This window comes from Sphingomonas fuzhouensis, from assembly GCF_034659795.1.
Classification (GTDB): Bacteria; Pseudomonadota; Alphaproteobacteria; order Sphingomonadales; family Sphingomonadaceae; genus Sphingomonas; species Sphingomonas fuzhouensis.
The window spans coordinates 151040-174302 of the sequence record NZ_JAXSQY010000003.1 but is presented as its reverse complement, the minus strand read 5'-3'; the positions used below and the strand labels follow the sequence as shown (position 1 = coordinate 174302).

At 66.9% G+C, this 23263-nt stretch carries 27 protein-coding genes; 12 read left to right on the top strand and 15 right to left on the bottom strand.

What is annotated here, in order from left to right:
- Positions 1-13 precede the first annotated feature (13 nt).
- Complete coding sequence (gene folK / locus U1H82_RS08975) at positions 14-490, bottom strand: 2-amino-4-hydroxy-6-hydroxymethyldihydropteridine diphosphokinase (protein ID WP_322964590.1); 477 nt, start codon at positions 488-490, stop codon at positions 14-16.
- A gap of 22 nt (positions 491-512) precedes the next feature.
- Here folK and U1H82_RS08970 point away from each other — a divergent pair, with 22 nt between their 5' ends.
- A complete protein-coding gene (locus U1H82_RS08970) occupies positions 513-1184 on the top strand; it encodes a uracil-DNA glycosylase (protein WP_322964589.1) in 672 nt (223 codons plus the stop codon).
- A 136-nt stretch (positions 1185-1320) separates the two neighbouring features.
- Here the strand turns inward: U1H82_RS08970 and aguB are convergent, their stop codons facing one another.
- From aguB to U1H82_RS08930, 8 genes are all read right to left on the bottom strand, one after another.
- Positions 1321-2169, bottom strand: a complete 849-nt coding sequence (aguB, locus tag U1H82_RS08965; protein WP_322964588.1) for an N-carbamoylputrescine amidase — start codon at positions 2167-2169, stop codon at positions 1321-1323.
- A 32-nt stretch (positions 2170-2201) separates the two neighbouring features.
- The gene (locus U1H82_RS08960; RefSeq protein ID WP_322964587.1) at positions 2202-3212 is read right to left on the bottom strand and encodes a hypothetical protein; all 1011 of its coding nucleotides are present in this window, start codon (positions 3210-3212) and stop codon (positions 2202-2204) included.
- A gap of 48 nt (positions 3213-3260) precedes the next feature.
- On the bottom strand, positions 3261-3713 hold the full coding sequence (locus tag U1H82_RS08955; protein ID WP_322964586.1) for a hypothetical protein: 453 nt from the start codon (positions 3711-3713) through the stop codon (positions 3261-3263).
- 142 nt (positions 3714-3855) lie between these two features.
- Positions 3856-4824: an agmatine deiminase family protein gene (locus tag U1H82_RS08950; protein ID WP_322964772.1), complete on the bottom strand. Its 969-nt coding sequence runs from the start codon at positions 4822-4824 to the stop codon at positions 3856-3858.
- A gap of 32 nt (positions 4825-4856) precedes the next feature.
- Positions 4857-6500 carry a M28 family metallopeptidase gene (locus tag U1H82_RS08945; RefSeq protein ID WP_322964585.1) on the bottom strand — a complete coding sequence of 548 codons (1644 nt, stop codon included), beginning with the start codon at positions 6498-6500 and terminating at the stop codon, positions 4857-4859.
- Between the two features lie 136 nt (positions 6501-6636).
- Positions 6637-7005 (bottom strand): hypothetical protein, encoded by a 369-nt coding sequence (locus U1H82_RS08940; protein WP_322964584.1) that lies wholly within the window; start codon positions 7003-7005, stop codon positions 6637-6639.
- 121 nt (positions 7006-7126) lie between these two features.
- The gene (rpsD, locus tag U1H82_RS08935) at positions 7127-7741 is read right to left on the bottom strand and encodes a 30S ribosomal protein S4 (protein ID WP_042490485.1); all 615 of its coding nucleotides are present in this window, start codon (positions 7739-7741) and stop codon (positions 7127-7129) included.
- Between the two features lie 159 nt (positions 7742-7900).
- A complete protein-coding gene (locus U1H82_RS08930) occupies positions 7901-8125 on the bottom strand; it encodes a hypothetical protein (RefSeq protein ID WP_322964583.1) in 225 nt (74 codons plus the stop codon).
- Positions 8126-8226: 101 nt separating this feature from the next.
- Between U1H82_RS08930 and U1H82_RS08925 the strand changes: the two genes are divergently transcribed.
- Positions 8227-8529: a chorismate mutase gene (locus U1H82_RS08925; protein WP_322964582.1), complete on the top strand. Its 303-nt coding sequence runs from the start codon at positions 8227-8229 to the stop codon at positions 8527-8529.
- Between the two features lie 12 nt (positions 8530-8541).
- Here U1H82_RS08925 and U1H82_RS08920 read toward each other — a convergent pair whose 3' ends face one another.
- The 3 genes from U1H82_RS08920 to U1H82_RS08910 all read right to left on the bottom strand — a co-directional run bounded on the left by U1H82_RS08920 (position 8542) and on the right by U1H82_RS08910 (position 9978).
- Entirely contained in the window at positions 8542-8787 is a 246-nt protein-coding gene (locus tag U1H82_RS08920; protein ID WP_322964581.1) for a hypothetical protein, read from the bottom strand.
- A 62-nt stretch (positions 8788-8849) separates the two neighbouring features.
- The gene (locus tag U1H82_RS08915; protein WP_322964580.1) at positions 8850-9575 is read right to left on the bottom strand and encodes an RNA methyltransferase; all 726 of its coding nucleotides are present in this window, start codon (positions 9573-9575) and stop codon (positions 8850-8852) included.
- A 277-nt stretch (positions 9576-9852) separates the two neighbouring features.
- The gene (locus tag U1H82_RS08910; RefSeq protein WP_322964579.1) at positions 9853-9978 is read right to left on the bottom strand and encodes a hypothetical protein; all 126 of its coding nucleotides are present in this window, start codon (positions 9976-9978) and stop codon (positions 9853-9855) included.
- Between the two features lie 241 nt (positions 9979-10219).
- On the opposite strand from U1H82_RS08910, the gene U1H82_RS08905 reads away from it, so the two are divergent.
- A complete protein-coding gene (locus U1H82_RS08905) occupies positions 10220-10963 on the top strand; it encodes a phosphatase PAP2 family protein (RefSeq protein ID WP_322964578.1) in 744 nt (247 codons plus the stop codon).
- Here the strand turns inward: U1H82_RS08905 and U1H82_RS08900 are convergent.
- Both U1H82_RS08900 and galE read right to left on the bottom strand, forming a co-directional pair.
- The gene (locus U1H82_RS08900) at positions 10940-11776 is read right to left on the bottom strand and encodes an HpcH/HpaI aldolase/citrate lyase family protein (RefSeq protein ID WP_322964577.1); all 837 of its coding nucleotides are present in this window, start codon (positions 11774-11776) and stop codon (positions 10940-10942) included. The genes U1H82_RS08905 and U1H82_RS08900 overlap by 24 nt on opposite strands.
- Before the next feature lie 6 nt (positions 11777-11782).
- Complete coding sequence (gene galE / locus U1H82_RS08895) at positions 11783-12787, bottom strand: UDP-glucose 4-epimerase GalE (protein ID WP_322964576.1); 1005 nt, start codon at positions 12785-12787, stop codon at positions 11783-11785.
- 80 nt (positions 12788-12867) lie between these two features.
- Between galE and msrA the strand changes: the two genes are divergently transcribed.
- Positions 12868-13407, top strand: coding sequence for a peptide-methionine (S)-S-oxide reductase MsrA (msrA, locus tag U1H82_RS08890; protein WP_322964575.1), 540 nt, complete (start codon positions 12868-12870; stop codon positions 13405-13407).
- A 2-nt stretch (positions 13408-13409) separates the two neighbouring features.
- Here msrA and U1H82_RS08885 read toward each other — a convergent pair whose 3' ends face one another.
- Complete coding sequence (locus U1H82_RS08885) at positions 13410-14345, bottom strand: L-threonylcarbamoyladenylate synthase (RefSeq protein ID WP_322964574.1); 936 nt, start codon at positions 14343-14345, stop codon at positions 13410-13412.
- 104 nt (positions 14346-14449) lie between these two features.
- Between U1H82_RS08885 and U1H82_RS08880 the strand changes: the two genes are divergently transcribed.
- The 8 genes from U1H82_RS08880 to U1H82_RS08845 all read left to right on the top strand — a co-directional run bounded on the left by U1H82_RS08880 (position 14450) and on the right by U1H82_RS08845 (position 23218).
- Positions 14450-15268 (top strand): arylamine N-acetyltransferase family protein, encoded by an 819-nt coding sequence (locus U1H82_RS08880; protein WP_322964573.1) that lies wholly within the window; start codon positions 14450-14452, stop codon positions 15266-15268.
- A 447-nt stretch (positions 15269-15715) separates the two neighbouring features.
- Positions 15716-16027: an STAS domain-containing protein gene (locus tag U1H82_RS08875; protein ID WP_322964572.1), complete on the top strand. Its 312-nt coding sequence runs from the start codon at positions 15716-15718 to the stop codon at positions 16025-16027.
- Positions 16024-16392: a response regulator gene (locus tag U1H82_RS08870; RefSeq protein ID WP_322964571.1), complete on the top strand. Its 369-nt coding sequence runs from the start codon at positions 16024-16026 to the stop codon at positions 16390-16392. The genes U1H82_RS08875 and U1H82_RS08870 overlap by 4 nt, the downstream gene beginning before the upstream one ends.
- Positions 16389-18353, top strand: coding sequence for a chemotaxis protein CheA (locus tag U1H82_RS08865; protein ID WP_322964570.1), 1965 nt, complete (start codon positions 16389-16391; stop codon positions 18351-18353). Before U1H82_RS08870 ends, U1H82_RS08865 begins: the two co-directional genes overlap by 4 nt.
- 4 nt (positions 18354-18357) lie before the next feature.
- Positions 18358-18861: a chemotaxis protein CheW gene (locus tag U1H82_RS08860; RefSeq protein ID WP_322964569.1), complete on the top strand. Its 504-nt coding sequence runs from the start codon at positions 18358-18360 to the stop codon at positions 18859-18861.
- A gap of 32 nt (positions 18862-18893) precedes the next feature.
- A complete protein-coding gene (locus tag U1H82_RS08855) occupies positions 18894-20696 on the top strand; it encodes a methyl-accepting chemotaxis protein (RefSeq protein ID WP_322964568.1) in 1803 nt (600 codons plus the stop codon).
- Positions 20697-20825: 129 nt separating this feature from the next.
- Positions 20826-22733 (top strand): methyl-accepting chemotaxis protein, encoded by a 1908-nt coding sequence (locus U1H82_RS08850; protein WP_322964567.1) that lies wholly within the window; start codon positions 20826-20828, stop codon positions 22731-22733.
- Positions 22730-23218, top strand: a complete 489-nt coding sequence (locus tag U1H82_RS08845) for a chemotaxis protein CheW (RefSeq protein WP_322964566.1) — start codon at positions 22730-22732, stop codon at positions 23216-23218. The genes U1H82_RS08850 and U1H82_RS08845 overlap by 4 nt, the downstream gene beginning before the upstream one ends.
- The last annotated feature ends 45 nt before the right edge of the window (positions 23219-23263 follow it).

Below are 23263 nucleotides of genomic sequence, written 5' to 3'. Positions count from 1 at the left end.
GGGTGGAAGCGACCTAGGGGCGTGGACGCCTGCGGTCAACACCATGTCGCAAATGTCGCACATAGCGGCCGTCGCGCGGGTCGCGCCAGTCGGGGGCGATGGCGGCCAGCGGGTGCAGCACGAAGTCGCGCGCCGCATAGGCCGTGTGCGGCACGACCAGCCCGGCCGAGCGCCATCGCCCCCCCGACCACAGGATGATGTCCAGGTCGATCACCCGCGCGCCCCAGCGTTGCCCCCGTCGCCGTCCGAAAGCGCGCTCAATCGCCTTCAGCTGCGTCAGCATCTGCGGCGGGGTGAGGGGACTCTCGACCAAGGCGGCGGCATTGGCGAAGGCGCGAATCGAGGGGCCGAGCGGCGCGGTGGTGAGGATCGGCGATACGGCATAGACACCCGGCAGGGCCGCCAGCGCCGCGCGAATCTCGTCGCGCGGGGCCCCATGCCGCCCCGGGCGGTTGGAACCCAGCGCGATGGCATAGCTTGTCGTCGTCATGCCACCCGACTACCCGAGCGTGATGCCTGACGCATCCTTTCCCGTAATCCCCGCGCCCCTGGTCCCGATTCAGCCGCCGCGCGACTGCCCCCTCTGTCCCCGGCTGGTCGAGGTCCGCCACGCGGTCGCCGCCGAATATCCCGGCTGGTGGAACGCCCCCGTCTATCCGTTCGGCGACGGCGAGGCGTGGCTGGCGGTCGTCGGCCTGGCGCCGGGCAAGCATGGCGCGCATCGCACCGGCCGTCCCTTTACCGGCGATGGCGCGGGGCCGCTGCTCTATGGCACGCTCGCCAAATTCGGTCTGGCCGAGGGCGCGTTCGCGGCGAAGGTCGATGACGGGCTGACGCTGAACGGCGCGGTGATCCTGAACGCGGTCAAATGCCTGCCGCCCGAAAACAAGCCGACGCCCGATGAAGTTCGCACCTGCCGGTCGTTCCTGGAGCAGGAACTCGCCGCGCTGCCCAAGCTGCGAGTGGTCATCGCGCTGGGCCAGATCGCGCATCAGTCGGTGGTCAAGGCGCTGGGCGGCCGCCTGCCCAAAGCGCGATTCGCGCATCTGGCCGAACACCGGATGCCGGGCGGGCCGGTGGTGCTCGATAGCTATCACTGCTCACGCTACAACCAGAATACCGGACGCCTGACGCCCGAGATGTTCGAGGCCGTGTTCGCACGCGCGGTGGAGTTGCGGGGCTGAACCATCCTCCCCAAGCTCGCTTGGGGAGGGGGACCGCCGTGCAGCGGTGGTGGAGGGGCAGCCCCCTCTCGATAGCGCGACACCCCTCCGTCAGCGCTACGCGCTACCACCTCCCCTTCCAGGGGAGGAATTTGCGTCAGATATCCTGCACCAGCCGCCCGTACAGCTCCGGCCGCCGGTCGCGGAAAAAGCCGAAGGCGGCGCGGTGGCGCTTGACCCGGTCGATATCGAGCGTGGCGACGATCACCCCCTCTTCCTCACGGTCCAGCTCGGCCAGGATGTCGCCGCGCTCGTCGCAGATGAAGCTGGTGCCGTAGAAGGTCTGGCCATGCTCGCAACCGACGCGGTTGGCGGCGACGATCGGCACGACGTTGGAGACCGCATGGCCGACCATCGCACGGCGCCACAGGCGGGCGGTGTCGAGGCTGTCGTCATGCGGCTCGCTGCCGATCGCGGTCGGGTAGAACAGGATTTCGGCGCCCATCAGCATCATCGCGCGCGCCGTCTCGGGATACCATTGGTCCCAGCAGATGCCGACGCCCAGCTTGGTGGCGGGGCCGTCCCACACCTTGAACCCGGTATTGCCGGGGCGGAAATAGAATTTCTCCTCATAGCCCGGTCCGTCCGGGATATGGCTCTTGCGATAGACGCCCGCGACCTTGCCGTCCGGTCCGATCATCGCCAGCGAGTTATAATGGTGCGGGCCGTCCGCCTCGAAGAAGCTGGTCGGGATATGCACCTTCAGCTCGGCCGCGAGTTGCTGCATCGCGCGGACGGCCTGATGCTCGGCGGTCGGCTTGGCGTTGGTGAACAGCCCTTCGTCCTCGACGCGACAGAAATACTCGCCCTCGAACAATTCGGGCGGCAGGATCACCTGCGCGCCTTGGCCGGCCGCCTCACGGACGAGGCGCGAAACCTCGGCGATGTTGCGGTCGATATCGGCGGTGAAGGCCAGTTGCAGCGCGGCGACGGTGATCTGGGTCATGCCCCGCCCTTTAATGGCTCAAGCGCCGGGCGTCACCCCGCTTCCGCGCCCAACCGCGCACGCAAGGCGTCGAGAAAGGGGCCGGGCGCGTCGAGCCGCAGCGCCACCGCGCGCACCGGCTCGCGCCGCCATCGCGATCGTGGCGGCTGGGGCGTGGACAGGCGAAGCAGGATATTGGGCCAGGCGAGCAGCGCGATGTTCCAGCTATCGGGCGCGCGGACGCTATCGCCATCGGGATGCGCCTCCACTCCGGCGATCGCGGCATAGGGAATGGTGCGGTCGACCAGCAGCCCGGCGCGAAGCCGCACGCCCGTCTCGGTCAACAGGATCGGCGACAGCCGCAGCGATTTGATAAGGCCGATCAGATAGAGAAGCGACACATCGCTGAGCACGAACAGAACCAGCGCCGCCGTCCGGCTCCAATGCGCGACGAGCAGATGGGTGACGCCGATCTCGATACCGGACAGCAACAGCAGCGCGATCATCATCGGCTGGAGATGGCGGTGATAGGCAAAGCCCCGCGCCCCCGCCGGTATATCGGGTGCCGCGCCCCAGCGGAACAGCGCCAGATGGAGCAGCCGGACCTCGCCCACCGCCAGTCGCGGGAGCGGTCGCGGGAGCACTTCGCCCAGCAGGGCCAGCCAGCGCTCCGGATCGGCGCGGTTCCAGTGCCGGACCCGCGCCGCCACCCGCCACAGACCCCAGCCGCCATGCAGGCCGATCGCCATAACCGGCACCGCCACGACCCATGGCATGGCGAGCAACGCCGCCCGGACCGTTGGCGGCGACAGGCTGAACACCGCCATGCCCGCCGCCGCCATCGCGGCGATTCCCGCCTGCCAGCCGGGCCGCCGCGTCCGCGCCAACAGCCCCAGCATCATCGCGTCGGAGGCGATCCACAGGAACAGCAGGGCCGCGACGCGCGGATAAGCCGCCGCGATCGGCAGGCGTAGCAGGGCGGCGGCAACGGCAATGACCAGCGGCGGGGCGAACACGGCCATCCACGGACGATCGGCATGGCGGAGGGATCGGACGGCGGTCATGGCGACTCCCCTGATCTGAGGCAGGGCGATGCTAGACCGTAGCGCCCGTCACGTCGATCGGGGCTGAATCGCCACGGGATCGAACAGGATGTGACGCAGGACCACCGGATAAAAACTCTTCATCTTCCGATCGCACAGCGCCATCAGGCGGCGGTTGAGCTGTCGCGTCACGATGACATAGTCCTGCCATCGCTCTTCGATCATGCGTGCGGTCCACACGCCGATATGTTCGGAATAGGCCAGGCGCAGATCCCGTGTCTCGACCACGATCGCCTCGCATCCCGGAATACTTGCCATCAGCCGTCGTTCGCGTAGCGGTGTCAGCAATACGTCGTCTTCGGTTTTCAGGTGTTTTGTGATGACCTGGGCGATCCGCGTGCGCGCTGGTCCCAAGCGGGGGGCCGCCTCGACATAGCTCTTGTCGAACAGCATCAGGAGATCGTCGACCGCGCGTGCGATGTCGTCATGCTGAGCCCGGAGCAGGTCTATCGTGGCTTTCAAGGCATGACTCCCCTGCTGGAATGATAATCGGGGTTGGTACGCCGATGCAGGTTTATCGCGGGTAAAGATTTTGCCCTCCTACCGGGCATGAAAAAGCCCGCGCTTCGCCGAGGAAGCGCGGGCCCGGTCATGGTCGCGGCGTTCAGGCGGCGGCCGGAATCTGCTGCGAGATGCAGTGGAAGCTGCCGCCGCCGGTCAGGATCGCGTCGGCGCGCAGGCCGACGACCGCACGGTCGGGGAAGATCGCCTGGATGGCGGCAACACCCGCTTCGTCATTCTCGCTGCCATAGAGCGGCACGACGACCGCGGCATTGCCGATATAGAAGTTCATATAGCTGGCGGGCACGATCTCTTCGTCGCGCAGCACGCGGCCGGGGGAGGGGATGGCGACCACCTCCAGACCGGCGGCCAGCGCATCGCGCCTGGCGGCGGCATAGACCTGCCAATTGGGATCATTCTCGGCCGCTTCGGGGATGGCGATGCGGTTGGGGCCGACGAAGCGCGCCAGATTGTCGACATGGCCGTCGGTATGATCGTTGAGCAGCCCATTGCCCAGCCAGACGATCCGGGTCAGCCCCAGATCCTTGGCCAGGCGATCGGCGATCTCGCCCTCGTTCAGATCGGGATTGCGATTGGGGTTGAGCAGGCACTGGCGCGTCGTCACGACCAGCCCGGTGCCGTCCCCGTCGATCGCGCCACCCTCCAGCACCCAGTCGCAGCGTGTGGCGGCAATCCCGCGATCCTCGGCCAGCCGCGCGCCGACCGTGTCGTCGCCGGGCAGGTCGTATTTGCCACCCCAGCCGTTGAATTCGAACAGCCGGGCCGATCCGTCGCCGGTGATGATGGGGCCGGTATCGCGCAGCCAGATATCGCCAAAGGGCTGGACCACGACCTCGGCCGCATCACCCGCCATCTTGCGCGCGGCATCGGCCGCCTCGCCATCGGCGGCGACCAGGATCACCCGCTCGCCCCGGCCATCGGCATGGACGGCGCGGGCAAAGGCCAGCACTTCCTCGCGCGCGGGCTCCAGATCGTCTTCCCACAATTCCGGGTGGCTGGGAAAGCCGATCCATACGGCGTCATGCGGGGCCCATTCGGGCGCCGGGGGCATGGTCACAGCGGGCGTGGTCACGGTTGGCGTGGTCACTGGACGTTCTTCCTGCTTTGATCGCGAATGGTGCGAAATTCGGCGGTGGGATACCAGTTGGGCCACAGGCCCGGCCGGTCGGCCAGCGTCCTGCCCAATTGATAATAGACCGTCAAATCCTCGACCGCGCCCGACCAATCCCAGTTGGGATCATATTCGTCCGATGGCTTGTGATAGCGGTGCGCGACATAGTCCTCCGTCGCCGCCTTGCCCGCCGCGACGCCGCCCATCACCTTGTCCTGCCCCGACCCGCCGTCGAGCATCGGCACGCCCAGTTTGGCAAAGGAGAAATGGTCGGAGCGGTAATAGCTGCCGCGTTCCGGATTGGCCTCTTCGCCGATATAGCGGCCTTGTGCGGTGACCAGGGCCTTGGCGATGTCCTCGATCTCGGACTTGCCCTTGCCGACCAGCACGAAGTCCTTCGATCGGCCGGTGACGTTCAGCCCGTCCATGTTCACGCCCCCCACGGTGTGCGCGAGCGGAAAGACCGGATGCTGCGCATAATAGGCCGAGCCGAGCAGCCCGCTTTCCTCCGCCGTCACCGCCAGGAACGCGATCGAGCGCTTGGCCGGTCCCGCCTTGGCTTGCGCCTCGGCCAGTGCGACGAGGCCCGCGACGCCGGTCGCATTGTCGAGCGCGCCGTTGCAGATATCGTCGCCGTCCACCGCGTCGCAGCGGCCCAGATGGTCCCAATGCGCCGAATAAAGCACGTAATCGTCCGGCTCGGTGGTGCCGGGCAGCACGCCGATGACGTTCTTCGATGCCTGACGCCGGATGGTGTTGGTGAAACCGCCTGACAGGGTCAGGCCCAACGGCACCGCCTTGAACCCCTTGGTCTGCGCCGCCTTGGTCAGCGTGGCGAGGTCGCGGCCCGCCGCTTTCAGGATGCGCTCGGCGACCGGCTGTTGCAGCCAGCCGATGATCTGGCTCTGGTCCTGATGGTCGCCCGGCTCGTCCAGTTCGAGCTGCGGCCCGGTCCAGGAGGATTGCACCACTGCCCAAGGGTAGGCGGCGGGCTCGGTCTGGTGGATGATGAGCGCGGCGGCGGCGCCGTGCCTGGCGGCATTTTCGAACTTGTAGGGCCAGCGGCCATACCAGGTCATCGCCCGCCCCTCGAACGGGCCCTCGCGTCCCATGGTCTGCCAGTCGGCGTCGTTGATGAGGATGACCACCGTCTTGCCGCGCACATCGACCCCGGCATAATCGTCCCAGCCCTTTTCGGGCGCGGTGATGCCATAGCCGACAAAGACCAGTTCACTGTTCTTCACATCGATGCGCGGGGTCACGCGATAGGTGCCGACGACCATGTCGGTTCGATAGGCCAGCGGGATGGGCGCGCGCCCCGGTGCATCTGGGTCTTTGACGGTGAAGGGCTGGACGTCGGTCGCGGTGATCTCGACCATCGGCACGTCCTGGGTCCAGCGGCCCTTGTCACCGGGTTTCAGCCCCGCCTTTTGAAAGCGGTCGATGATATAGGCGACCGTCTTGTCCTCGGCCGGGGTGGTCGGCGCGCGGCCTTCATATTCGTCGGAGGACAGGACTTGCGTCACGGTCTTCAGCGTATCGACCGAGATGGCGGGCCGCTCCTGCGCCATGACGGTGCCGGACAGCAGGAGAGACAATAGGACCAGACGGCGCATGACGAACATTCCCCTTATGTTTTGGGATGTTGTGCCCGGCGAGGGCCGGCGGGGCAAGCGTGCCAGGCGGGGGGCGAGCCGTCACGTGGCGATCATGAAGCGGTCCTGCAACGCCATGCTTCTGGGCGGCGGCCGGTCAGTCGCCCAGGGAATAGACGGACTCGAATTTGCCGTCCTTCAGGCCGCCGATCACCCAGGCCGTGGATTTGCCGTTCGCATAGGTGACGGTGTATTTCTCGTACCGCTGCCCGTTCGCGTCTTGCGCCTTGTCGAACGTCATCGATTGGATCGCGCCTGCCGTTCTCAGGGCCGGACCCATTTGCGGCAATTGTTGGCGACAGGCCTTGAGCAGTTCCTCGCCCATCAGCGCCTCGGGGCAGGTGCCGCCCGCGACGGCGGTCAGCATCGTGCGAAGCTGGCCGGAATAGCGCCCCTGTTCGGCCGTCTGGGCGGTGGCGGCGGTCGTCATCGTCAGTGCCGCAACGGCGATCAAACCCAGGCGCATCGATACCCTCCCCTTTGAATGGGCGGAGTATGCGCGCGCCCCTGATATCCGGCAAGCGAGGCGCAAACAAAAAAGGCGGCCCCGAAGGACCGCCTTTTCATATTCGGTAGAACCCGAAAACTTAGCGCGAATAGAATTCGACGACCAGGTTCGGTTCCATCTTCACCGGATAGGGCACCTCGTCCAGGGTCGGGATGCGGGTCAGCGCGACCTTGGTGTTGCCGTCGGCGGTGACATAGTCGGGCACTTCACGCTCGGCGAGCTGCTGTGCTTCCATGACCAGCGCCATTTCGGTCGCCTTCGAACCCAGCGAGATTTCGTCGCCGACGAAGCAGCGACGCGACGCGATGTTGCACTTCACGCCGTTGACGCGGATGTGGCCGTGGCTGACCAGCTGGCGCGCGGCGAAGATCGTCGGCGCGAACTTGGCGCGGTACACGATCATGTCCAGGCGCTGCTCGAGCAGGCCGATCAGGTTCTGCGAGGTGTCGCCCTTCATACGGGCGGCTTCCTGGTAGCAGGCCTTGAACTGCTTCTCGGTCACGTCGCCATAATAGCCCTTCAGCTTCTGCTTGGCGCGCAGCTGCAGACCGAAGTCCGACATCTTGCCCTTGCGACGCTGACCGTGCTGGCCGGGGCCATATTCACGCTTGTTGACGGGGCTCTTGGGGCGGCCCCAGATGTTCTCGCCCATACGGCGATCGAGCTTGTACTTCGCGCTCTGACGCTTCGACATGTATAATCCTTGGCAATTACGAACGACGTTGGTCCCGGTATCGCACCATGCAAGCCTTTATGGGGACAAGCGCAGGCCCACCGCTTCACCGGGATGCGGGGGCAATTGCGAAGGGGCGCGCCTAGACGAGGGGCGGCCCCGAGTCAAGCGAAGCGGCGGTCAGCGGCCGTTGGCCGTGTTCATCCGACCCGTCGCGCTTTCCACATCGTTGCGGGCATTGGCGGCGATTTCGTCCCATTCCGCCTGGGTCTTGCAGATACGCTTGGCCGAAAGGCGCGAGCCCGTGGTTTCCTGCACGCGGCAGATCTTCTTTTCCTTCACCGGCGTCGGCGTCGGTTCGGCCTGTTGACCGGCAAGCGCCAGCAGCAACAACGGGGTCAGCATCGTCCTATCTCCCAATTGGAACGGGTACTTATGCTATTCCCGGTCGGGGGGATCGGCAAGCCGCACTGGACAGGGCGCGCCGCGCCCGGCAGAGCCGGGGCATGACCCAGATTCTCGCCGGACCCGATTGCACCACCATGGCGGAGGTCCGCGCGGGCGTGGACCAGCTCGACCGCGAGCTGGTGGCGCTGCTCGCGCGCCGCTTCGCCTATATGGACGCTGCCGCGCGGATCAAACCGACCCGCGACCGGGTGCGCGACGAGGATCGCAAGACCCAGGTCATCCAACAGGCCCGTGCCGAGGCCAAACGACTGGGCGTGCCCGAGGCGGTAGTGGCCGACATCTGGGAAACGCTGGTCGAAGGCTCGATCGCTTACGAACTGGCGGCGTTCGACCGCCGGTGACGGATAGGGCGGTTACTCGCCGTTGCCCGATACCGTATTGGCGCCCGGAATGCCGGTGCCGGCGCCGACCACGCCGCGTGCCGCGCCCTGATTGTTTTCGCTCGACCGCCGCCATTGCTGCGCCGTCAGGCAGGTCTTGTGCGTCTTAAGAAATGACCCGGTCTCCTGGATCTTCTTGCAGATGATCTTGTCCTTGGGAGGCGTGGCGGCCGGAACAGACGCCGGTGCGGCTTGAAGTGCGAGAACCATAAACAGCATCGATACCCCCTTTTTTCTTGTCCGATACTGTCAGAGTATCACGAACGATAAAGGGGGCAAGATCACCGCGCGCGTGGACGTGCCAGGGTCGACAGAACCCCACGTAGCGTCCGCACCTCCTGGCTCGACCAGCCGGGCTTGGTCAGCAGGGTGCGTAGCGTGCGCTTGCTCGCAGGCGTCCGATCGGGCGGAAAGAAGAACCCGGCACCCTCCAGCATATCCTCCAACTGGCCGATCATCCCGTCCAGCTCGCTTTGCGGCGCGACCTCGGGCAGTTCGACTTCGGGCGGCTGGGCCAGTTCGACGCCCTTCGACCATTCATAGGCGATCAGGATCACCGCCTGGGCGAGGTTCAGGCTGCCGAATTCCGGGTTGATCGGCACGGTCACGATCTTGCGCGCGATGGCGACATCATCGGTTTCCAGGCCGGAGCGTTCGGGGCCGAACAGATAGGCCGCACGGCCGACCGTATCGGCATGGATTTCCCGCGCCGCCTCTTCCGGGGTCACGACCGGCTTGGTCACGCCGCGCTTGCGGACGGTGGTCGCATAGACCTGCGAGCAATCGGCGACCGCCTCGGCGACGCTTTCATAGACTTTGGCCTGTTCCAGCACGATGTCCGCGCCCGAGGCGGCGGGCCCGGCCTGCGGATTGGGCCAGCCGTCGCGCGGGGTGACGAGGCGCATCTCGACCAGCCCGAAATTGAGCATGGCGCGTGCGGCCTTGCCGATATTCTCGCCCAGTTGCGGGCGGACCAGGACGATGACGGGGGGCTGGGACTGGGACACTTCAACTCTTCCAGGCGCCGGGTGACGAAGGGCGCGCTCGGCGCGGTATCGCGGCTTATGCCGGGCGCGTCCAGTCCGATGCGCGCGACGCGGTTTCGGGTGACGGTGCGGCCGATAGCGTCGATCGTCTGATTGGGTGCGATGTAAGGGGAGCGCGGGGGGCGGCGCTTTATCGGCGCAACTGGCCTGGGCGTCGTCGTCCCTGACCGCTTGCGGCGGATGCGACATGACGATCCCCGACCGCCTTATCGGGGGCGGGGACCGTGTGACTGGATGATCAGAACAGGTGCTGGATCAGCTTCGACGCGCCAAAGGCGACACCGCCGACCGCCAGCCAGCTCGACACCGCACCGATGGTCAGGATCATCAGGCGATCGACGGGCGAAATGGCATGTTCGTTCATGGTGGCAGTCCTCTCCCGCCAATCATTCACGTTGGCGTGCCTCATTTATGAAACAAAATCGGTTAACAGACAAACCCATTTTTCGAATAAGCATGATCGAACCGGTGGCGTGCGGGATACCTGTAGCTGGATCAAAGAGATAGCGGTCGGTGCGTGGGCCCGGATCGCGGTCCCGATCCCCGATGCGCTTGCACTTTCGGCTGCGCCCCTCCAGAGCCGTACCCATGGCGACAGCAGCATCATGACCGATCAAGCCCCTGAAATGCGTGACGGAATGCGTGATCTATCCGGCGGCGAGGACCAACCCGAATCGGGCGCGGCCACGCCGCCGCATCTTTCGACCATGCCCATCGCACTGCGGGGCGTCGCGGCGGGGGCGCTGGCGCTGGCCCTGTTGCTGTTGATCGGGCTGGCGGTGGATCACTGGCCCTTCGCCTGGGACCGGGCGATCCTGACCGGCGTGCGGACGCATGCCCGGTCGGAGGCGTTGCGCAAGGCGGCGGTCGACTTCACCGCGCTGGGCAGCGTGCCGGTCCTGATCCTGATGGTGGGCGGCGCGACGATGCTGTTGCTGGCACGGGGATGGTGGCTGACCGCCATCGCGACTGCGGCGTCCGGGATCAGCGGCGGCGCGGTGGTGACGCTGGTCAAGCATATTGTGTCGCGCGCCCGGCCCGACCTGGTGCCGCATTGGGTCGATGTCCATAATGCCAGCTTTCCCAGCGGCCATGCGGCGGGCAGCGCGATGGTCTATCTGACGCTGGCCGCGCTCGCGACCCAGGCGACGCAGCATCGGCGGTTGCGACTGGTGATCGTCCTGCTCGCGGTGCTGCTGGTCGGTGCGATCGGGGCCAGCCGTATCTATCTGGGTGTCCACTGGCCGTCCGACGTGGCGGCGGGATGGTGTTTCGGCACGCTCTGGGCGCTGGGCTGGTGGTGGGCGACGGCGGCCGCCCGCGCATCATGGCACGGCGCGCGCGCGTAACGCCAAGGCTGCCTTCAGGTGCGGCGCATCGACCATCTTGCCGTCCAGTTGCAGTGCGCCCGCGCCCGGATTCGCCTCGAACAGGTCGATGATCGCCTGGGCCCGCGCCAGGTCCGCAGCCGAGGGTGTGAAGGCCGCGTTGATGACCGGCACCTGGGCAGGGTGGATCGCCATCATGCCGGTAAAACCGTCGCGATTGCCCCGCACGGCATAGGCGGCCAGCCCCTCCAGATCGCGGAAATCGGGATAGACGGTTTCGATCGCCGCGACCCCGGCGGCATGGGCCCCGAACAGGGTCAGCGAGCGCGCCAGCTGATAGGGCGCGGTATAGCTGCCGTCCGCCTCGCGCGACGTGGTTGCCCCGATGGCCGCGGGCAGGTCTTCGGCCCCCCAGGTCAGGCCGGCCAGCTTCAGGCTGGACCCCGCATATTCGTGTAGCCGGAACAGGGCGGTCGGGGTTTCGGTCGCGATCGGCAGGATGGGGATATGGGTGACCCCGCGCGCCGCCAACGCATGCAGGCTGACCAGCCCTTCCGCCTTGGGCAGGACGATGCCGTCGGGCTGGGCGGGGACGATGGCCGCCAGATCCTCCGCCGCCAGCGGTCCGTCGATCGGGTTGATCCGCACGAACAGCCGCACGTCGCCCCTAGGCTGGGCCAGGAACTGCGCCACCGCCTCCCGCGCGCGCGGCTTGGCATCGGGGGCGACCGCATCCTCCAGGTCGAGGATCAGCGCATCCGCGCCCACCCCCATGGCCTTGGCCATCCGGTCGGGCCGGTCGCCCGGCACGAACAGGAGCGAGCGCAGCGGCATCCTCGCTTAGCGGCCCATTTCGGCCAGCTTGCGCTCCCAGGCCAGGGCGTCGCGGACGATGCCCTCCAGATTGTCGCGCTCGGGCCGCCAGGGCAGGGTGGCCAGGATCGCGCTATTGTCGGCGACCAGCTCGGCCGGGTCGCCCGCGCGGCGGCCCTCCATCCGACGCTCGATCGTCCGGTTGGTCACGCGGTCGACCGCGTCGAGCACCTCCAGCACCGAGAAGCCCCGGCCATAGCCGCAATTCAGCGTGTGGCTCTCGCCCGGCCGCTCGACCAGTAGTTCGAGCGCGGCGACATGCGCGGCGGCGAGGTCGGAGACGTGGATATAGTCGCGTACGCCGGTGCCGTCGCGGGTGGCGAAGTCGGTGCCATAGACGCCGACCGCCTCGCGCTTGCCGATCGCCGCTTCGACCGCGATCTTGATGAGATGGGTCGCACCAACCGTCGACTGGCCGGAGCGTCCCTGGGGATCGGCGCCCGCGACGTTGAAATAACGCAGCGCGCAATAGTTGATCGGATGCGCGGCGGCGACGTCCTTCAGCATGATCTCGGTCATCAGCTTGGACATGCCATAGGGGTTGATCGGGGCCTTGGGATCATTCTCGGCGACCGGGACCTTTTCCGGCGTGCCATAGGTGGCGGCGGTCGAGGAGAAAATGAAATGCGCGACGCCCTCGGCCACGGCGCTCTCGATCAGCGAGCGGCTGGCGGCGGTGTTGTTGCGATAATATTTGAGCGGATCGCTGACCGACTCGGGTACGACGACCGAACCGGCGAAATGCATGATCGCGCGGACCTTATGCTCGCGGATCGCGGCGCGCACCGCCTCGTCGTCGGCGACATTCGCCACGACCAGCGACGCGCGGGGATCGACCGCCCAGTCGAAGCCGGTGACGAGATTGTCGAGCACGACGACCTCATGGCCCGCGTCCAGCAGCGCCAGCACGGCATGGCTGCCGATATAACCGGCCCCGCCGGTCACCATCACCTTGCCGTCGATCGTCGCCATCACGTTTTGCCCTCAAGCCTTGGATTGCCGTCGCCTAGCCGCTTCCTATCTAAGCATACAAGACGACAAGGAGATTCCGAGTGACCGAATATGTAACGCTGGCCGGCGGATGTTTCTGGTGCACCGAGGCGGTGTTCAAGGACGTGATCGGCGTCGAATCGGTCGAAAGCGGCTATATCGGCGGCAATGTGCCCAACCCGACCTATAAGCAGGTGTGCGGCGGCGACACCGGCCATGCCGAGGCGATCCGCATCGGGTTCGATCCCCAGCAACTGGCGCTGGACGATCTGCTCGACATTTATTTCGCGACGCATGACCCGACGCAGCTCAACCGGCAGGGCAACGACGTCGGCACGCAGTACCGCTCGGCGATGTTCCCGGCAGACGAGACGCAGGAAGCGGCGATGAAGGCCGCGATCGAGCGCGCCCAGGCCGGGCTGGACAAGCCGGTCGTCACCACGATCGAGCCGATGGCCGAGTGGTATCCCGCCGAGGATTATCACCAGGATTATTGGGAAACGTCGGGGCGGTCGAACCCCTATTGCATGGCGGTGATCCCGCCCAAGCTCCAGAAGCTGCGCAAGAGCTTCGCCGCACGGTCGAAGGCGGTGACCGCGTAAGGCTATCGCGTCGCCGCGCGGCGGAGGCGGTCGTTGATCGCTTCGCCGATCCCCGTCCCAGCGATTGGCGCCACCGCCAGCCGTGGACAATCGCTGGCATCGGCGCGGTGAAGCGCATCGAACAGGCGCGCCGCCGCTTCCACCGGATCGCCGCTGTCCGACAGCGTGTCCTGCCCCCGAACCGCGCCGAAGCCGATCAGCCACTCGTCCGCCGCCGCGTGTCGCACGTTCAGCCGCAGGGGCTTGCGCGGCGCATAATGGCTGGCGAGCTGGCCCGGTGCGGTGACGATCGCGGGCGTGTCGGGGCCTTGCTCCACATTGCCCAGCACCTGCGCCAGCATGGCCGCCGTTACCGGGCCGGGGCGAAGGATGGTCCGGCCCGCGACGATGGTCGATTCCAGTCCCGCCTCGGTCGCACCGTCGTCGATCACCGGGACGGCGGGGCCCAGGCTGGCACGGACATGGGCGGCGCGGGTCGGGCTGATCCCGCCGCTGGCATTGGCGGACGGGGCGGCGAGCGGGCGGCCCGTCTCGACCAGCAGCGCCTGCATCGCGCGGTGACGCGGCACCCGGATCGCGACCGTGTCCAGCCCCGCCGTCACCAGCGAGGCGATGCCCGCCCCGGCCTTGAGCGGACGCACCAGCGTCAGCGGCCCCGGCCAGAAGGCATGGGCCAATGCGAGTGCGTCGTCGTCGAAATCCGCCAGCGCCCGCGCGGCCGCCAGATCGGCGACATGGACGATCAGCGGGTTGAACGAGGGCCGCCCCTTGGCGGTATAGATGCGCGCCACGCCTTTCGCATCGGTCGCGTCGGCGGCCAGGCCATAGACCGTCTCGGTCGGCACCGTGACGATGCCGCCGTCCAGGATCACGGACGCGGCGACGCGGATCGCATCGGGGCCGAAGGGCAGGGTCGGGTCTTCAGGGGGAAAGGTCATGATCGATGTCGCCTATATCCCCTCGCGCGCAGGGACAGAAGGGGGCGGGGGACGCGACCAGCCCCCTTCGACAATTCCGGTTCGGCCGCTTAAAGGACGGGCGCATGTTCGATCTCGATTCCTATCTCGCCCGTATCGCTCTGCCCTCGCGCGTGACCGTCGATGCCGAGGGGCTGGGGCGGCTGCAATGGGCGCATCGCCAGGCGATCCCGTTCGAGAATATCGATGTCCGGCTCGGCCGGCCCATCGCGATCGACAGTGCGGGCGTCTTTGCCAAGCTGGTGACGGCCAAGCGCGGCGGTTATTGCTTCGAGCAGAACCGGCTGTTCCTCGACGCGCTGGCCGCGCATGGCTTTTCCGCACGGCCGCTGCTCGCGCGGGTCTGGCTGCGCGCGACCGACGTGCCGCCGACCACCCATACGCTCAGCCTCGTCCATATCGACGGCCAGGACTGGATCGCCGATGCAGGCTTTGGGGGCAGCTATTCGCCGCCCATGCCGCTGGTCGAAGGGGCCGAGATGACCGCGCCCGACGGCGCGCGCTTCCGGCTGACCCGCGATGTCCAGCATGGCTGGATGCTGCTGCGCGACGGCCATCCGGGGCTGACCGACGGCCGCGCGACGGGCGAGGGGTGGGAGCCGCAATATAGCTTCACCACCGATCATGTGTGGGACGCCGATCTGGCAATGGGCAATCACTGGACTTCGACCGCCGAGGCCAGCCGTTTCCGTCAGGCGACGATCGTCAGCATCATCCTGCCGCGCGGGTTCGCCACGCTGACCGACCGGCATTATCGCCGCCGGGTGGGACAGGACGAAACCGCCGGGACGATCACCGACCCGCGGGTCTATCGGATGCGGTTGAGCCTGATGTTCGGCATCGACTTGAGCGTCGAGGAAGCGGGCGCCCTGTTCGCCGAATAGGTGATTCGCGGCGCGCCGCATATCCCACGATCGATGGAATTTGCAGGAGCGCGCCGGTCGAACAGGCCGTGCGTCCTGCGTGCGGGCCTGCCAAAGGGCGTGCGCGATCGGCCGTCGGCGGCCGGTGATATGTCGCAAAATGCTGACATCGAAAGACGATTTTTTGTCGCGTCACGCTCGCTGCGCGATCAGGCACCATTTTCGTCAATGGCCCTCCATATTTAAGTCCGATTTTACCATTGCCCGCTAAACCCACAAATGAACTCGGGGGCATTACAGATGACAAGGTGCAAAGGTGCACTGCCGGGGCCATGGGGCTTTGGCCAAACGCCTCCCTGTTGACCGGGAAATGGCTGCCCCGGTCGGGTTTGTTTGTCATTTCGTAAGTTTTCAATTGGGCCGCAGGGCGATCCTGCGTCTCCGGACCTTTGATACGAGGGATACATCATGTCGATCACCATGGTGATGGCAAGCGAGGACGTGTGCCTGCCGACCATCGGCGTTTTGGCCGAAGATTTGAAGCGCGCGATCGTGCCCGACGCGGTCGTGCGGCTGGACCTGTCCGCCGCCGCGTCCCCCGATCTCAGCGTCATCCAGCTTGTCCAGTCGGCGCGCATCGGCGCGGCGGCGGCGGGTTGCGATTTCGCGCTGTCGGCGCCCGCCGACGCGCCGCTGCGCGCGCTGCTGAACCGTGCGGGTTTCCTGCCCGCTCCTGCCGACGACACCCAATTCTGGCTTCACGGAGAAACCGCCCAATGACCGCTTCCATTTTGACCGTCGACGATAGCGCGAGCCTGCGCATGGCGATTCGCATCGCCCTGACCGGCGCGGGCTATACGGTGACGGAGGCCGCTGACGGCGTCGAGGGGCTGGCCAAGGCGACCGCAACCCGGTTCGACCTGATCGTCACCGACCTCAACATGCCCAATATGGACGGGTTGGAGATGATCCGCGCACTGCGCCAGCAACCGGCGCAGGCGGGCGTGCCGATCATCTTCCTGACCACCGAATCGGATGACTCGATGAAGGCGCAGGCCAAGGCCGCGGGCGCGACCGGCTGGCTGGTGAAGCCCTTCCAGCCCGAACAGCTGATCCGCGTCGCCCAGAAGGTATTGGCACGATGAGCGGCGAAGATCCAACAGCCGCCTTCCGGATCGAGGCGGGCGAGCTTCTCGAACAGGTCGAACAGGGCCTGCTCGACCTGGAGCATCGGCTGGACGACCTGAATCTGGTCAATGCCGTGTTCCGTGGCCTTCACACGCTGAAGGGCTCGGGCGCGATGTTCGGCTTCGATGCGCTGGCGGGCTTTACCCATCACTGCGAAAGCGCGTTCGACCGCGTCCGCAAGGGCGATGTCCGGGCAACGCCGGAACTGGTCTCGGTCATCCTCTCGGCGGCGGACCATATGCGCGCGCTGGTCGATGGCGATGCCCCGGCGGCCCAGGGCCAGGCGATCCTGGACCGGCTGGCGGCGGCGGTCGATGCCGCGGCCGGTGGCGGTGCGCCCGTTGCGGCCCCGGCCCCGCGCAAGCAGGGTTGGGCCCTGTCCTTCCGCCTGCCGCCCGATGCGATGGCCAATGGCACCAGCCCGCTGGCGTTGCTCGACGAGCTGCGCGACCTGGGCGAGGCGACGATCACCGCGACCTTCGATGCGGTGCCTGCGCTCGACGATCTCAACCCCGGCCATTGCTTCGTCGGGTGGGACTGCACGCTGATCGGCGACATTTCGCGCGAGGCGATCGAGGACGTCTTCCTGTTCGTCATGGACGATATGGAGATCACCATCACTCCGCTGGCGGTCGACGAGGCCGACGCGGAAGGGGAGGCTGCGCCCGCTCCGGTCGCCGCGGTCGATGCGCCGGTCGCCGCCAATGACGCCGCGCCGCGTGGCCCCGCCGCCAACCGGTCGCAGGGCGAGCATGTCCGCGTGCCCGCCGAGCGGCTGGACGAGCTGATGGACCGGGTCGGCGAACTCGTCATCGCGCAGAGCCGCTTGTCGCAGCTGGCGGGCAACGGCCATGACCTCAGCCTGCGTTCGGTGTCGGAAGAGATCGAGCGTCTGGCGGGCGAAATGCGCGACACGATGATGATCCTGCGCATGGTGCCGGTGTCGACCTTGTTCGGCCGTTTCCGCCGCCTGATCCACGATCTGGCCAACGAAACCGGCAAGGCGATCGAGTTGGTCACGGAAGGCGAGACGACCGAGGTCGACAAGACCGTGATCGAGCGTCTGTTCGACCCGCTGGTCCATATCATCCGCAACTCTTGCGACCATGGCCTGGAAAAGGCCGAGGATCGTATCGCGGCGGGCAAGTCGGCCAGCGGCCTCATTCGCCTGAGCGCACATCAGGCGGGCGGCGAAGTCCTCATCACCATCACCGATGACGGGCGCGGCATCGATGTCGAGCGGGTCCGTGCCAAGGCGGAGGCCAATGGCCTGATCCAGCCCGGCCAGGTGGTCAGCGAGGACGAGCTGCTCGGTCTCATCTTCCATCCCGGCTTCTCCACGGCGGCGCAGGTCACGAACCTGTCCGGGCGCGGCGTCGGCATGGACGTGGTCAAGCGCACGATCGAAAGCCTGCGCGGCTCGATCGACGTGAAGAGCGTGTCCGGCCAGGGCTCGACCATCACGCTGCGCATCCCGCTGACGCTGGCGATCATCGAGGGGCTGCTCGTCCGGGTGGGCGAGGGCAGCTATGTCATCCCGCTCGCGGCGGTCGAGGAATGCCTGGAGCTGTCGCTGGAGGAGGATCTGCGCTCGCGCGGGCGCAGCATCATCACGCTGCGCGAACGGCTGGTGCCCTTCCTGCGGTTGCGCGACCTGTTCGAGACGGGGACCAAGCCCGACACCTATCAGAAGATTGTCGTGGTCGGCACGGGGTCGGAGCGGGTCGGTCTGGTCGTCGACCAGATCATCGGCAACCACCAGACGGTCATCAAGGCCATGTCGCCCCTGCACCGCAACGTCGCCGCCTTTGCGGGCGCGACCATCCTGGGCGACGGTTCGGTCGCCCTGATCCTCGACATCGCCCAGCTCATCGCGCTGAGCCAGCCCAGGGAGGAGCGGCGTCTGGCCGCTGGATAAGACCATGCCCTATCACAAAGTACCCAATTGGACGCCCGATAACGGCCTGGAGGTCCTGACCTTCGGCCTGGGCGGCGAAACCTTCGCCCTGGAGGCGGGCATCGTTCGAGAAATCCTGGACATGATGCCGGTGACGACGGTGCCGGGCGCGGATGCGCTCGCCGCCTCGGTCATCAACTTTCGCGGCCGCATCGTGCCGCTGGCCGATCTGCGCGGCTCGTTCGGGATGGAGGCGCATGCCAACACCGCCGACAGCCGGATCATCGTGATCGAACTCGACATGAACGGCGATCCGTTCCTGATCGGGCTGGCCGCCGACCGCGTCAACGAGGTCACGGTGCTCCGGGCGGGCGATGCCGAAGAGGCACCCGTCATCGGCATGCGCTGGCCACGCGAGAATGTCCGCTGTCTCGTCCGGCGCGAGGGCGACGTCGTCGTCCTGCCCGACCTGACCACCCTGTTTTCCCGACTGACCGCGAACGGCGGTGAGCCGGTGAGCGTCCACTGATCCAAGCCGTTCCGAGGGGGAACCATTTTATCATGCGTGCAACGATCAAAATGAAGCTGGGCGCGACTTTCGCGCTGATTGTGTGCCTTTTGCTGGCCGTCGTCGGCGTCGGGGTGATGAAGATGAGCGCGCTCAACAGCGCGATCACCGAGGTCATCGCCGGTCCGTCCAAGCGCCTTGAGATTGCCCTGAGCGTCAACGAGCGGATGAACAAGACGCTGCGCTTCGAAAAGAACATGGCGCTGACCGAAGATGAGACGCTGACCCAGAAGTTCGACGCCGAAAACCTGAAGGCGCGGAACGAGGCGCGCGACCTGATCGCCAAGGGCCTCGGCATGGCGACCGTCGAGGGCAAGCCGCTCTGGATGCAGGTCCAGTCCTTGTTCGATCAATATGTGCCGATCAACGATCAGATCCGACGCTATGCGCTGGCCAACAAAAACGCCGAAGCGGGGGCGATTTCGATCAGCAAGTCGCGTGAAGTCGCGGCCCGGATGAGCGAGCAGCTCGACCGGATCGTGTCCATGGCGCAGGACGGCATGAAGCAGGCCGACGCCGACACCAATGCGCAATATACCAATGCCCGCAATGTTCTGTTCATGACGGCGATCGTGGCATTGCTGGTCGCAGTCGCCGGTGCGCTGTGGATCTCGCGTCTCGTGTCGCAGGGGCTGAACAAGGTGTCTGTGGCGATCGACGCCGTGGCGATCGGCGACCTGTCGCAGGACGTGGCCGTCACCTCGAACGACGAAATCAAGGACCTGGTCGACACGGTCAACCGCATGACCGCCAACCTGCGCGAAAGTGCGCAGCTGGCCGACACGATCGCCAGCGGCGACCTGACCGTGAACCATGAGCCGCTGTCGGACAAAGACGTGCTGGGTCACGCACTGGTCGCAATGGTGGAGCGTCTGCGCGGCGTCGTCGGCGATGCCACCCAGGCGGCGCAGAATGTCGCGGCGGGCAGCCAGCAGCTGTCGTCTTCGTCCGAGCAGGTGAGCCAGGGCGCGACCGAACAGGCCGCCGCCGCCGAGGAAGCCTCCGCGTCGATGGAGCAGATGGCCGCCAACATCAAGCAGAACGCCGACAACGCGACCCAGACCGAGAAGATCGCCCGCCAGTCGTCGCAGGACGCCGAACAGAGCGGGGCTGCGGTGCAGAAGGCGGTCGTCGCGATGCGCACCATCGCGGAAAAGATCGGCATCGTGCAGGAAATCGCGCGCCAGACCGACCTGCTCGCCCTGAATGCGGCGGTGGAAGCGGCGCGTGCCGGTGAACATGGTCGCGGCTTCGCGGTGGTTGCCGCCGAGGTCCGCAAGCTGGCCGAGCGCAGCCAGACGGCCGCCGCCGAGATCAGCGGCATGTCGTCGGACACCGTCGGTGCCGCCACCCAGGCGGGCGAGATGCTGACCAAGCTGGTGCCCGACATCCGTCGTACCGCCGAGCTGGTCGCCGAGATCAGCGCCGCGTGCCGCGAGCAGGATATCGGTGCGGTCCAGATCAACGAAGCGATCCAGCAGCTCGACAAGGTGACGCAGCAGAACGCCTCGGCCTCCGAGCAGATCTCGTCCACCTCGGAAGAACTCGCCAGCCAGGCCGAGGAGCTTCAGGAAAGCATCGCGTACTTCCGCGTCGATGCGAGCGGCAATCGCGGCCGTGCCAAGGCGGCGGTGCGCAAGCCCGCAGCACGCCCGGCGGCCAAGCCCGGCAAGGCGGCCCCCGCGCCGCGTGCCGGTTCGGTCGCCGACCAGCAGGCTCGGGTCCGTGGCTTCGCGCTCGACCTGACCAATGGCGGTCCCGACGGCGAAGATGCCGAGTTCGGCCGCGCGGCGTAACACGCCACGATCGGGGGCGGGCGGTGTCCGCCCCCCAATAACCAAGATTTCCGCCAGCCGCTTGCCGCTCTGCGCCCCCCTGTGGGCGCAGAACGCCTGATGCGCGCGCTCAAAGCTTGAGGACAAAAAATGCTGGGTTCCTTCAATCACCTGTCGATGTCGAAAAAACTCGCCGTATCCCTGGGCGCGATCATCGCGATCATGGTGGGCGTCGACGGCGTCATCCTGTCCAACGCCGGACAGGTAAAATCGACGACCGAGGTCAACGAGCACACCTACAAGGTGATCGCGACCGCCGACAATATCGTATCCAGCATGGTCAACCAGGAAACCGGCTATCGCGGCTATCTGGTGTCAGGCAACGAGCAGTTCCTGAATCCCTATCACAAGGGCTGGGCGGATTTCTCACAAGCCTGGGGCGAGGTTCGCAGCCTGACCAGCGACAATCCGGTGCAGCAGAGCCGCCTGGACGACATCAAGCGGATGGCGGAGGCCTGGCATAACGACGTGGCCGAAAAGGCCATCCGCCTGATGGCCCAGCCGGAAACCCGCGAAGCGGCGCGCGCGCTGGAGAGCAGCGGGGCGGGCAAGCAGTCGATGGACCAGCTGCGCGACAAGGTCGGCGAACTGGTCGCGACCGAAAAGGGCCTGCTGGCCCAGCGGCAACAGGCCCAGCAACAGGCGTTTTCGACCATCACCCTCGCCATCTGGATCGGCATGGCGGCCAGCATCGTCGCCGCGATCGGCATCGGCGTGCTGATGACCCGCACGATCGCCCGTCCGATCGCCCGGCTCACCCAGGCGCTGGCGCGGCTGGCCGACCCGTTGGCGACCGACCGGCGCGACGAAATCGGCCGGATGCAGGGCAGCGTGGGCGCGGTCGAAGGGGCCTTCGACCAGATTTCCAACGTGCTGACCGCCGTGTCGAAGGGCGACACCAGCGTCGCGATGAGCCAGCGCTTCGGCGGTCTGTCGGACCAGCTGGCCGACAATCTCGACGCGCTGCGCGCCAGCTTCGAAGGCATGGCGAAGATCGCCGAGGAGATTGCGGGCGGCGATCTGACCGTCCAGCCCCAGGCCCTGTCGGACAAGGACAGGCTGGGCCATGCGCTGGTATCGATGGTCGATCGTCTGCGCGGTGTCGTCGGCGATGCCACCCAGGCGGCGCACAATGTCGCCAGCGGCAGCCAGCAGCTGTCGTCTTCGTCGGAACAGGTGAGCCAGGGCGCGACCCAGCAGGCTGCCGCCGCCGAGGAAGCCTCCGCGTCGATGGAGGAGATGGCCGCCAACATCAAACAGAATGCCGACAACGCGACCCAGACCGAGAAGATCGCTCGCCAGTCGTCGCAGGACGCCGAGCAGAGCGGGGCTGCGGTGCAGAAGGCCGTCGTCGCGATGCGCACCATCGCCGAGAAGATCGGCATCGTGCAGGAAATCGCCCGCCAGACCGACCTGCTCGCCCTGAATGCGGCGGTGGAAGCGGCACGTGCCGGTGAGCACGGCCGTGGCTTCGCGGTCGTGGCGGCGGAAGTCCGCAAGCTCGCCGAGCGCAGCCAGACGGCGGCGGCCGAGATCAGCGGCATGTCCACCGACACGGTCGATGCCGCCACCCAGGCGGGCGAGATGCTGACCAAGCTGGTGCCCGATATCCGTCGTACCGCCGAGCTGGTCGCCGAGATCAGCGCCGCGTGCCGCGAACAGGATATCGGTGCGGTCCAGATCAACGAAGCGATCCAGCAGCTCGATAAGGTCACGCAGCAGAACGCCTCGGCCTCCGAGCAGATCTCGTCCACCTCGGAAGAACTCGCCAGCCAGGCCGAAGAACTTCAGGAAAGCATCGCCTATTTCCGCATCGACGGCGTCGGGCGCAACGCGGCCCGGTCGACCGCCCGCCGACAGGCCCCGGCCAAGCCGAAACAGCCCGCGCCCCGCGCCGGGTCGGTCGCCGACCAGCAGGCCCGCGCCCATGGCTTTGCGCTCGACCTGACCAATGGCGGCCCCGACGGCGAAGACGCCGCCTTCGGACGCGCGGCATGAGCGCCGGTCGCGATATCCAGGTCGTGGTCTTCGGTCTCGGGGAGGAGGAATTCGCCCTCCCCGTCACCACGGTCCGCGAAATCCTGGACCACCGGACCGCCTATCGGGTGCCGCACGCCCCCGACTGGTTCCTGGGGCTGACCGATGTGCGCGGGGAATCGGTGCCGATGGTCGACCTGCGGGTCCGCCTGGGCCTGAGCCCGGTCGAACCGACGCTGACCACCCGTATCCTGGTGATCGACATGCCCGGCGCGGGCGGCAAGCCGCTGGCGCTGGGCCTGGTGGTCGACCGGGTGCTCGACGTCGCGACCTTCGCGGCGGACTCGGTCGAGGGCGCGCCCGAACTGGGCGGCCGCTGGCGGTCGGACCAGATCGAGGCGATCCTGCGCCGGGGCGCGGGCTTCGTCGCGCTGCTCGATCCGGTGCGGCTGTTCGGTGCCGATGGTGCCGAGGCGGCGCTGGCCGATTTCGCCCTGGCGGCCTGATCCGGCGGACCGGTCGCTCGCCGTAAATATTAACTCTTCACGGGT

What these genes read in the sequence shown, in the direction of transcription:
- rpsD (WP_042490485.1), bottom strand. Translation starts at nt 7,741, where the DNA reads ATGTCGAAGCGTCAGAGCGCGAAGTACAAGCTCGATCGCCGTATGGGC.
- U1H82_RS08950 (WP_322964772.1), bottom strand. Translation starts at nt 4,824, where the DNA reads ATGCCCCCGGCGCCCGAATGGGCCCCGCATGACGCCGTATGGATCGGC.
- U1H82_RS08845 (WP_322964566.1), top strand. Translation starts at nt 22,730, where the DNA reads ATGAGCGCCGGTCGCGATATCCAGGTCGTGGTCTTCGGTCTCGGGGAG.
- U1H82_RS08900 (WP_322964577.1), bottom strand. Translation starts at nt 11,776, where the DNA reads ATGCCGCTGCGCTCGCTCCTGTTCGTGCCGGGCGACCGGCCCGACCGG.
- U1H82_RS08850 (WP_322964567.1), top strand. Translation starts at nt 20,826, where the DNA reads ATGCTGGGTTCCTTCAATCACCTGTCGATGTCGAAAAAACTCGCCGTA.
- U1H82_RS08920 (WP_322964581.1), bottom strand. Translation starts at nt 8,787, where the DNA reads ATGCTGTTTATGGTTCTCGCACTTCAAGCCGCACCGGCGTCTGTTCCG.
- U1H82_RS08925 (WP_322964582.1), top strand. Translation starts at nt 8,227, where the DNA reads ATGACCCAGATTCTCGCCGGACCCGATTGCACCACCATGGCGGAGGTC.
- galE (WP_322964576.1), bottom strand. Translation starts at nt 12,787, where the DNA reads ATGGCGACGATCGACGGCAAGGTGATGGTGACCGGCGGGGCCGGTTAT.
- U1H82_RS08880 (WP_322964573.1), top strand. Translation starts at nt 14,450, where the DNA reads ATGTTCGATCTCGATTCCTATCTCGCCCGTATCGCTCTGCCCTCGCGC.
- folK (WP_322964590.1), bottom strand. Translation starts at nt 490, where the DNA reads ATGACGACGACAAGCTATGCCATCGCGCTGGGTTCCAACCGCCCGGGG.
- U1H82_RS08910 (WP_322964579.1), bottom strand. Translation starts at nt 9,978, where the DNA reads ATGAACGAACATGCCATTTCGCCCGTCGATCGCCTGATGATCCTGACC.
- aguB (WP_322964588.1), bottom strand. Translation starts at nt 2,169, where the DNA reads ATGACCCAGATCACCGTCGCCGCGCTGCAACTGGCCTTCACCGCCGAT.
- U1H82_RS08870 (WP_322964571.1), top strand. Translation starts at nt 16,024, where the DNA reads ATGACCGCTTCCATTTTGACCGTCGACGATAGCGCGAGCCTGCGCATG.
- U1H82_RS08865 (WP_322964570.1), top strand. Translation starts at nt 16,389, where the DNA reads ATGAGCGGCGAAGATCCAACAGCCGCCTTCCGGATCGAGGCGGGCGAG.
- U1H82_RS08930 (WP_322964583.1), bottom strand. Translation starts at nt 8,125, where the DNA reads ATGCTGACCCCGTTGTTGCTGCTGGCGCTTGCCGGTCAACAGGCCGAA.
- U1H82_RS08855 (WP_322964568.1), top strand. Translation starts at nt 18,894, where the DNA reads ATGCGTGCAACGATCAAAATGAAGCTGGGCGCGACTTTCGCGCTGATT.
- U1H82_RS08905 (WP_322964578.1), top strand. Translation starts at nt 10,220, where the DNA reads ATGACCGATCAAGCCCCTGAAATGCGTGACGGAATGCGTGATCTATCC.
- U1H82_RS08875 (WP_322964572.1), top strand. Translation starts at nt 15,716, where the DNA reads ATGTCGATCACCATGGTGATGGCAAGCGAGGACGTGTGCCTGCCGACC.
- U1H82_RS08945 (WP_322964585.1), bottom strand. Translation starts at nt 6,500, where the DNA reads ATGCGCCGTCTGGTCCTATTGTCTCTCCTGCTGTCCGGCACCGTCATG.
- U1H82_RS08970 (WP_322964589.1), top strand. Translation starts at nt 513, where the DNA reads ATGCCTGACGCATCCTTTCCCGTAATCCCCGCGCCCCTGGTCCCGATT.
- U1H82_RS08940 (WP_322964584.1), bottom strand. Translation starts at nt 7,005, where the DNA reads ATGCGCCTGGGTTTGATCGCCGTTGCGGCACTGACGATGACGACCGCC.
- U1H82_RS08860 (WP_322964569.1), top strand. Translation starts at nt 18,358, where the DNA reads ATGCCCTATCACAAAGTACCCAATTGGACGCCCGATAACGGCCTGGAG.
- U1H82_RS08960 (WP_322964587.1), bottom strand. Translation starts at nt 3,212, where the DNA reads ATGACCGCCGTCCGATCCCTCCGCCATGCCGATCGTCCGTGGATGGCC.
- U1H82_RS08885 (WP_322964574.1), bottom strand. Translation starts at nt 14,345, where the DNA reads ATGACCTTTCCCCCTGAAGACCCGACCCTGCCCTTCGGCCCCGATGCG.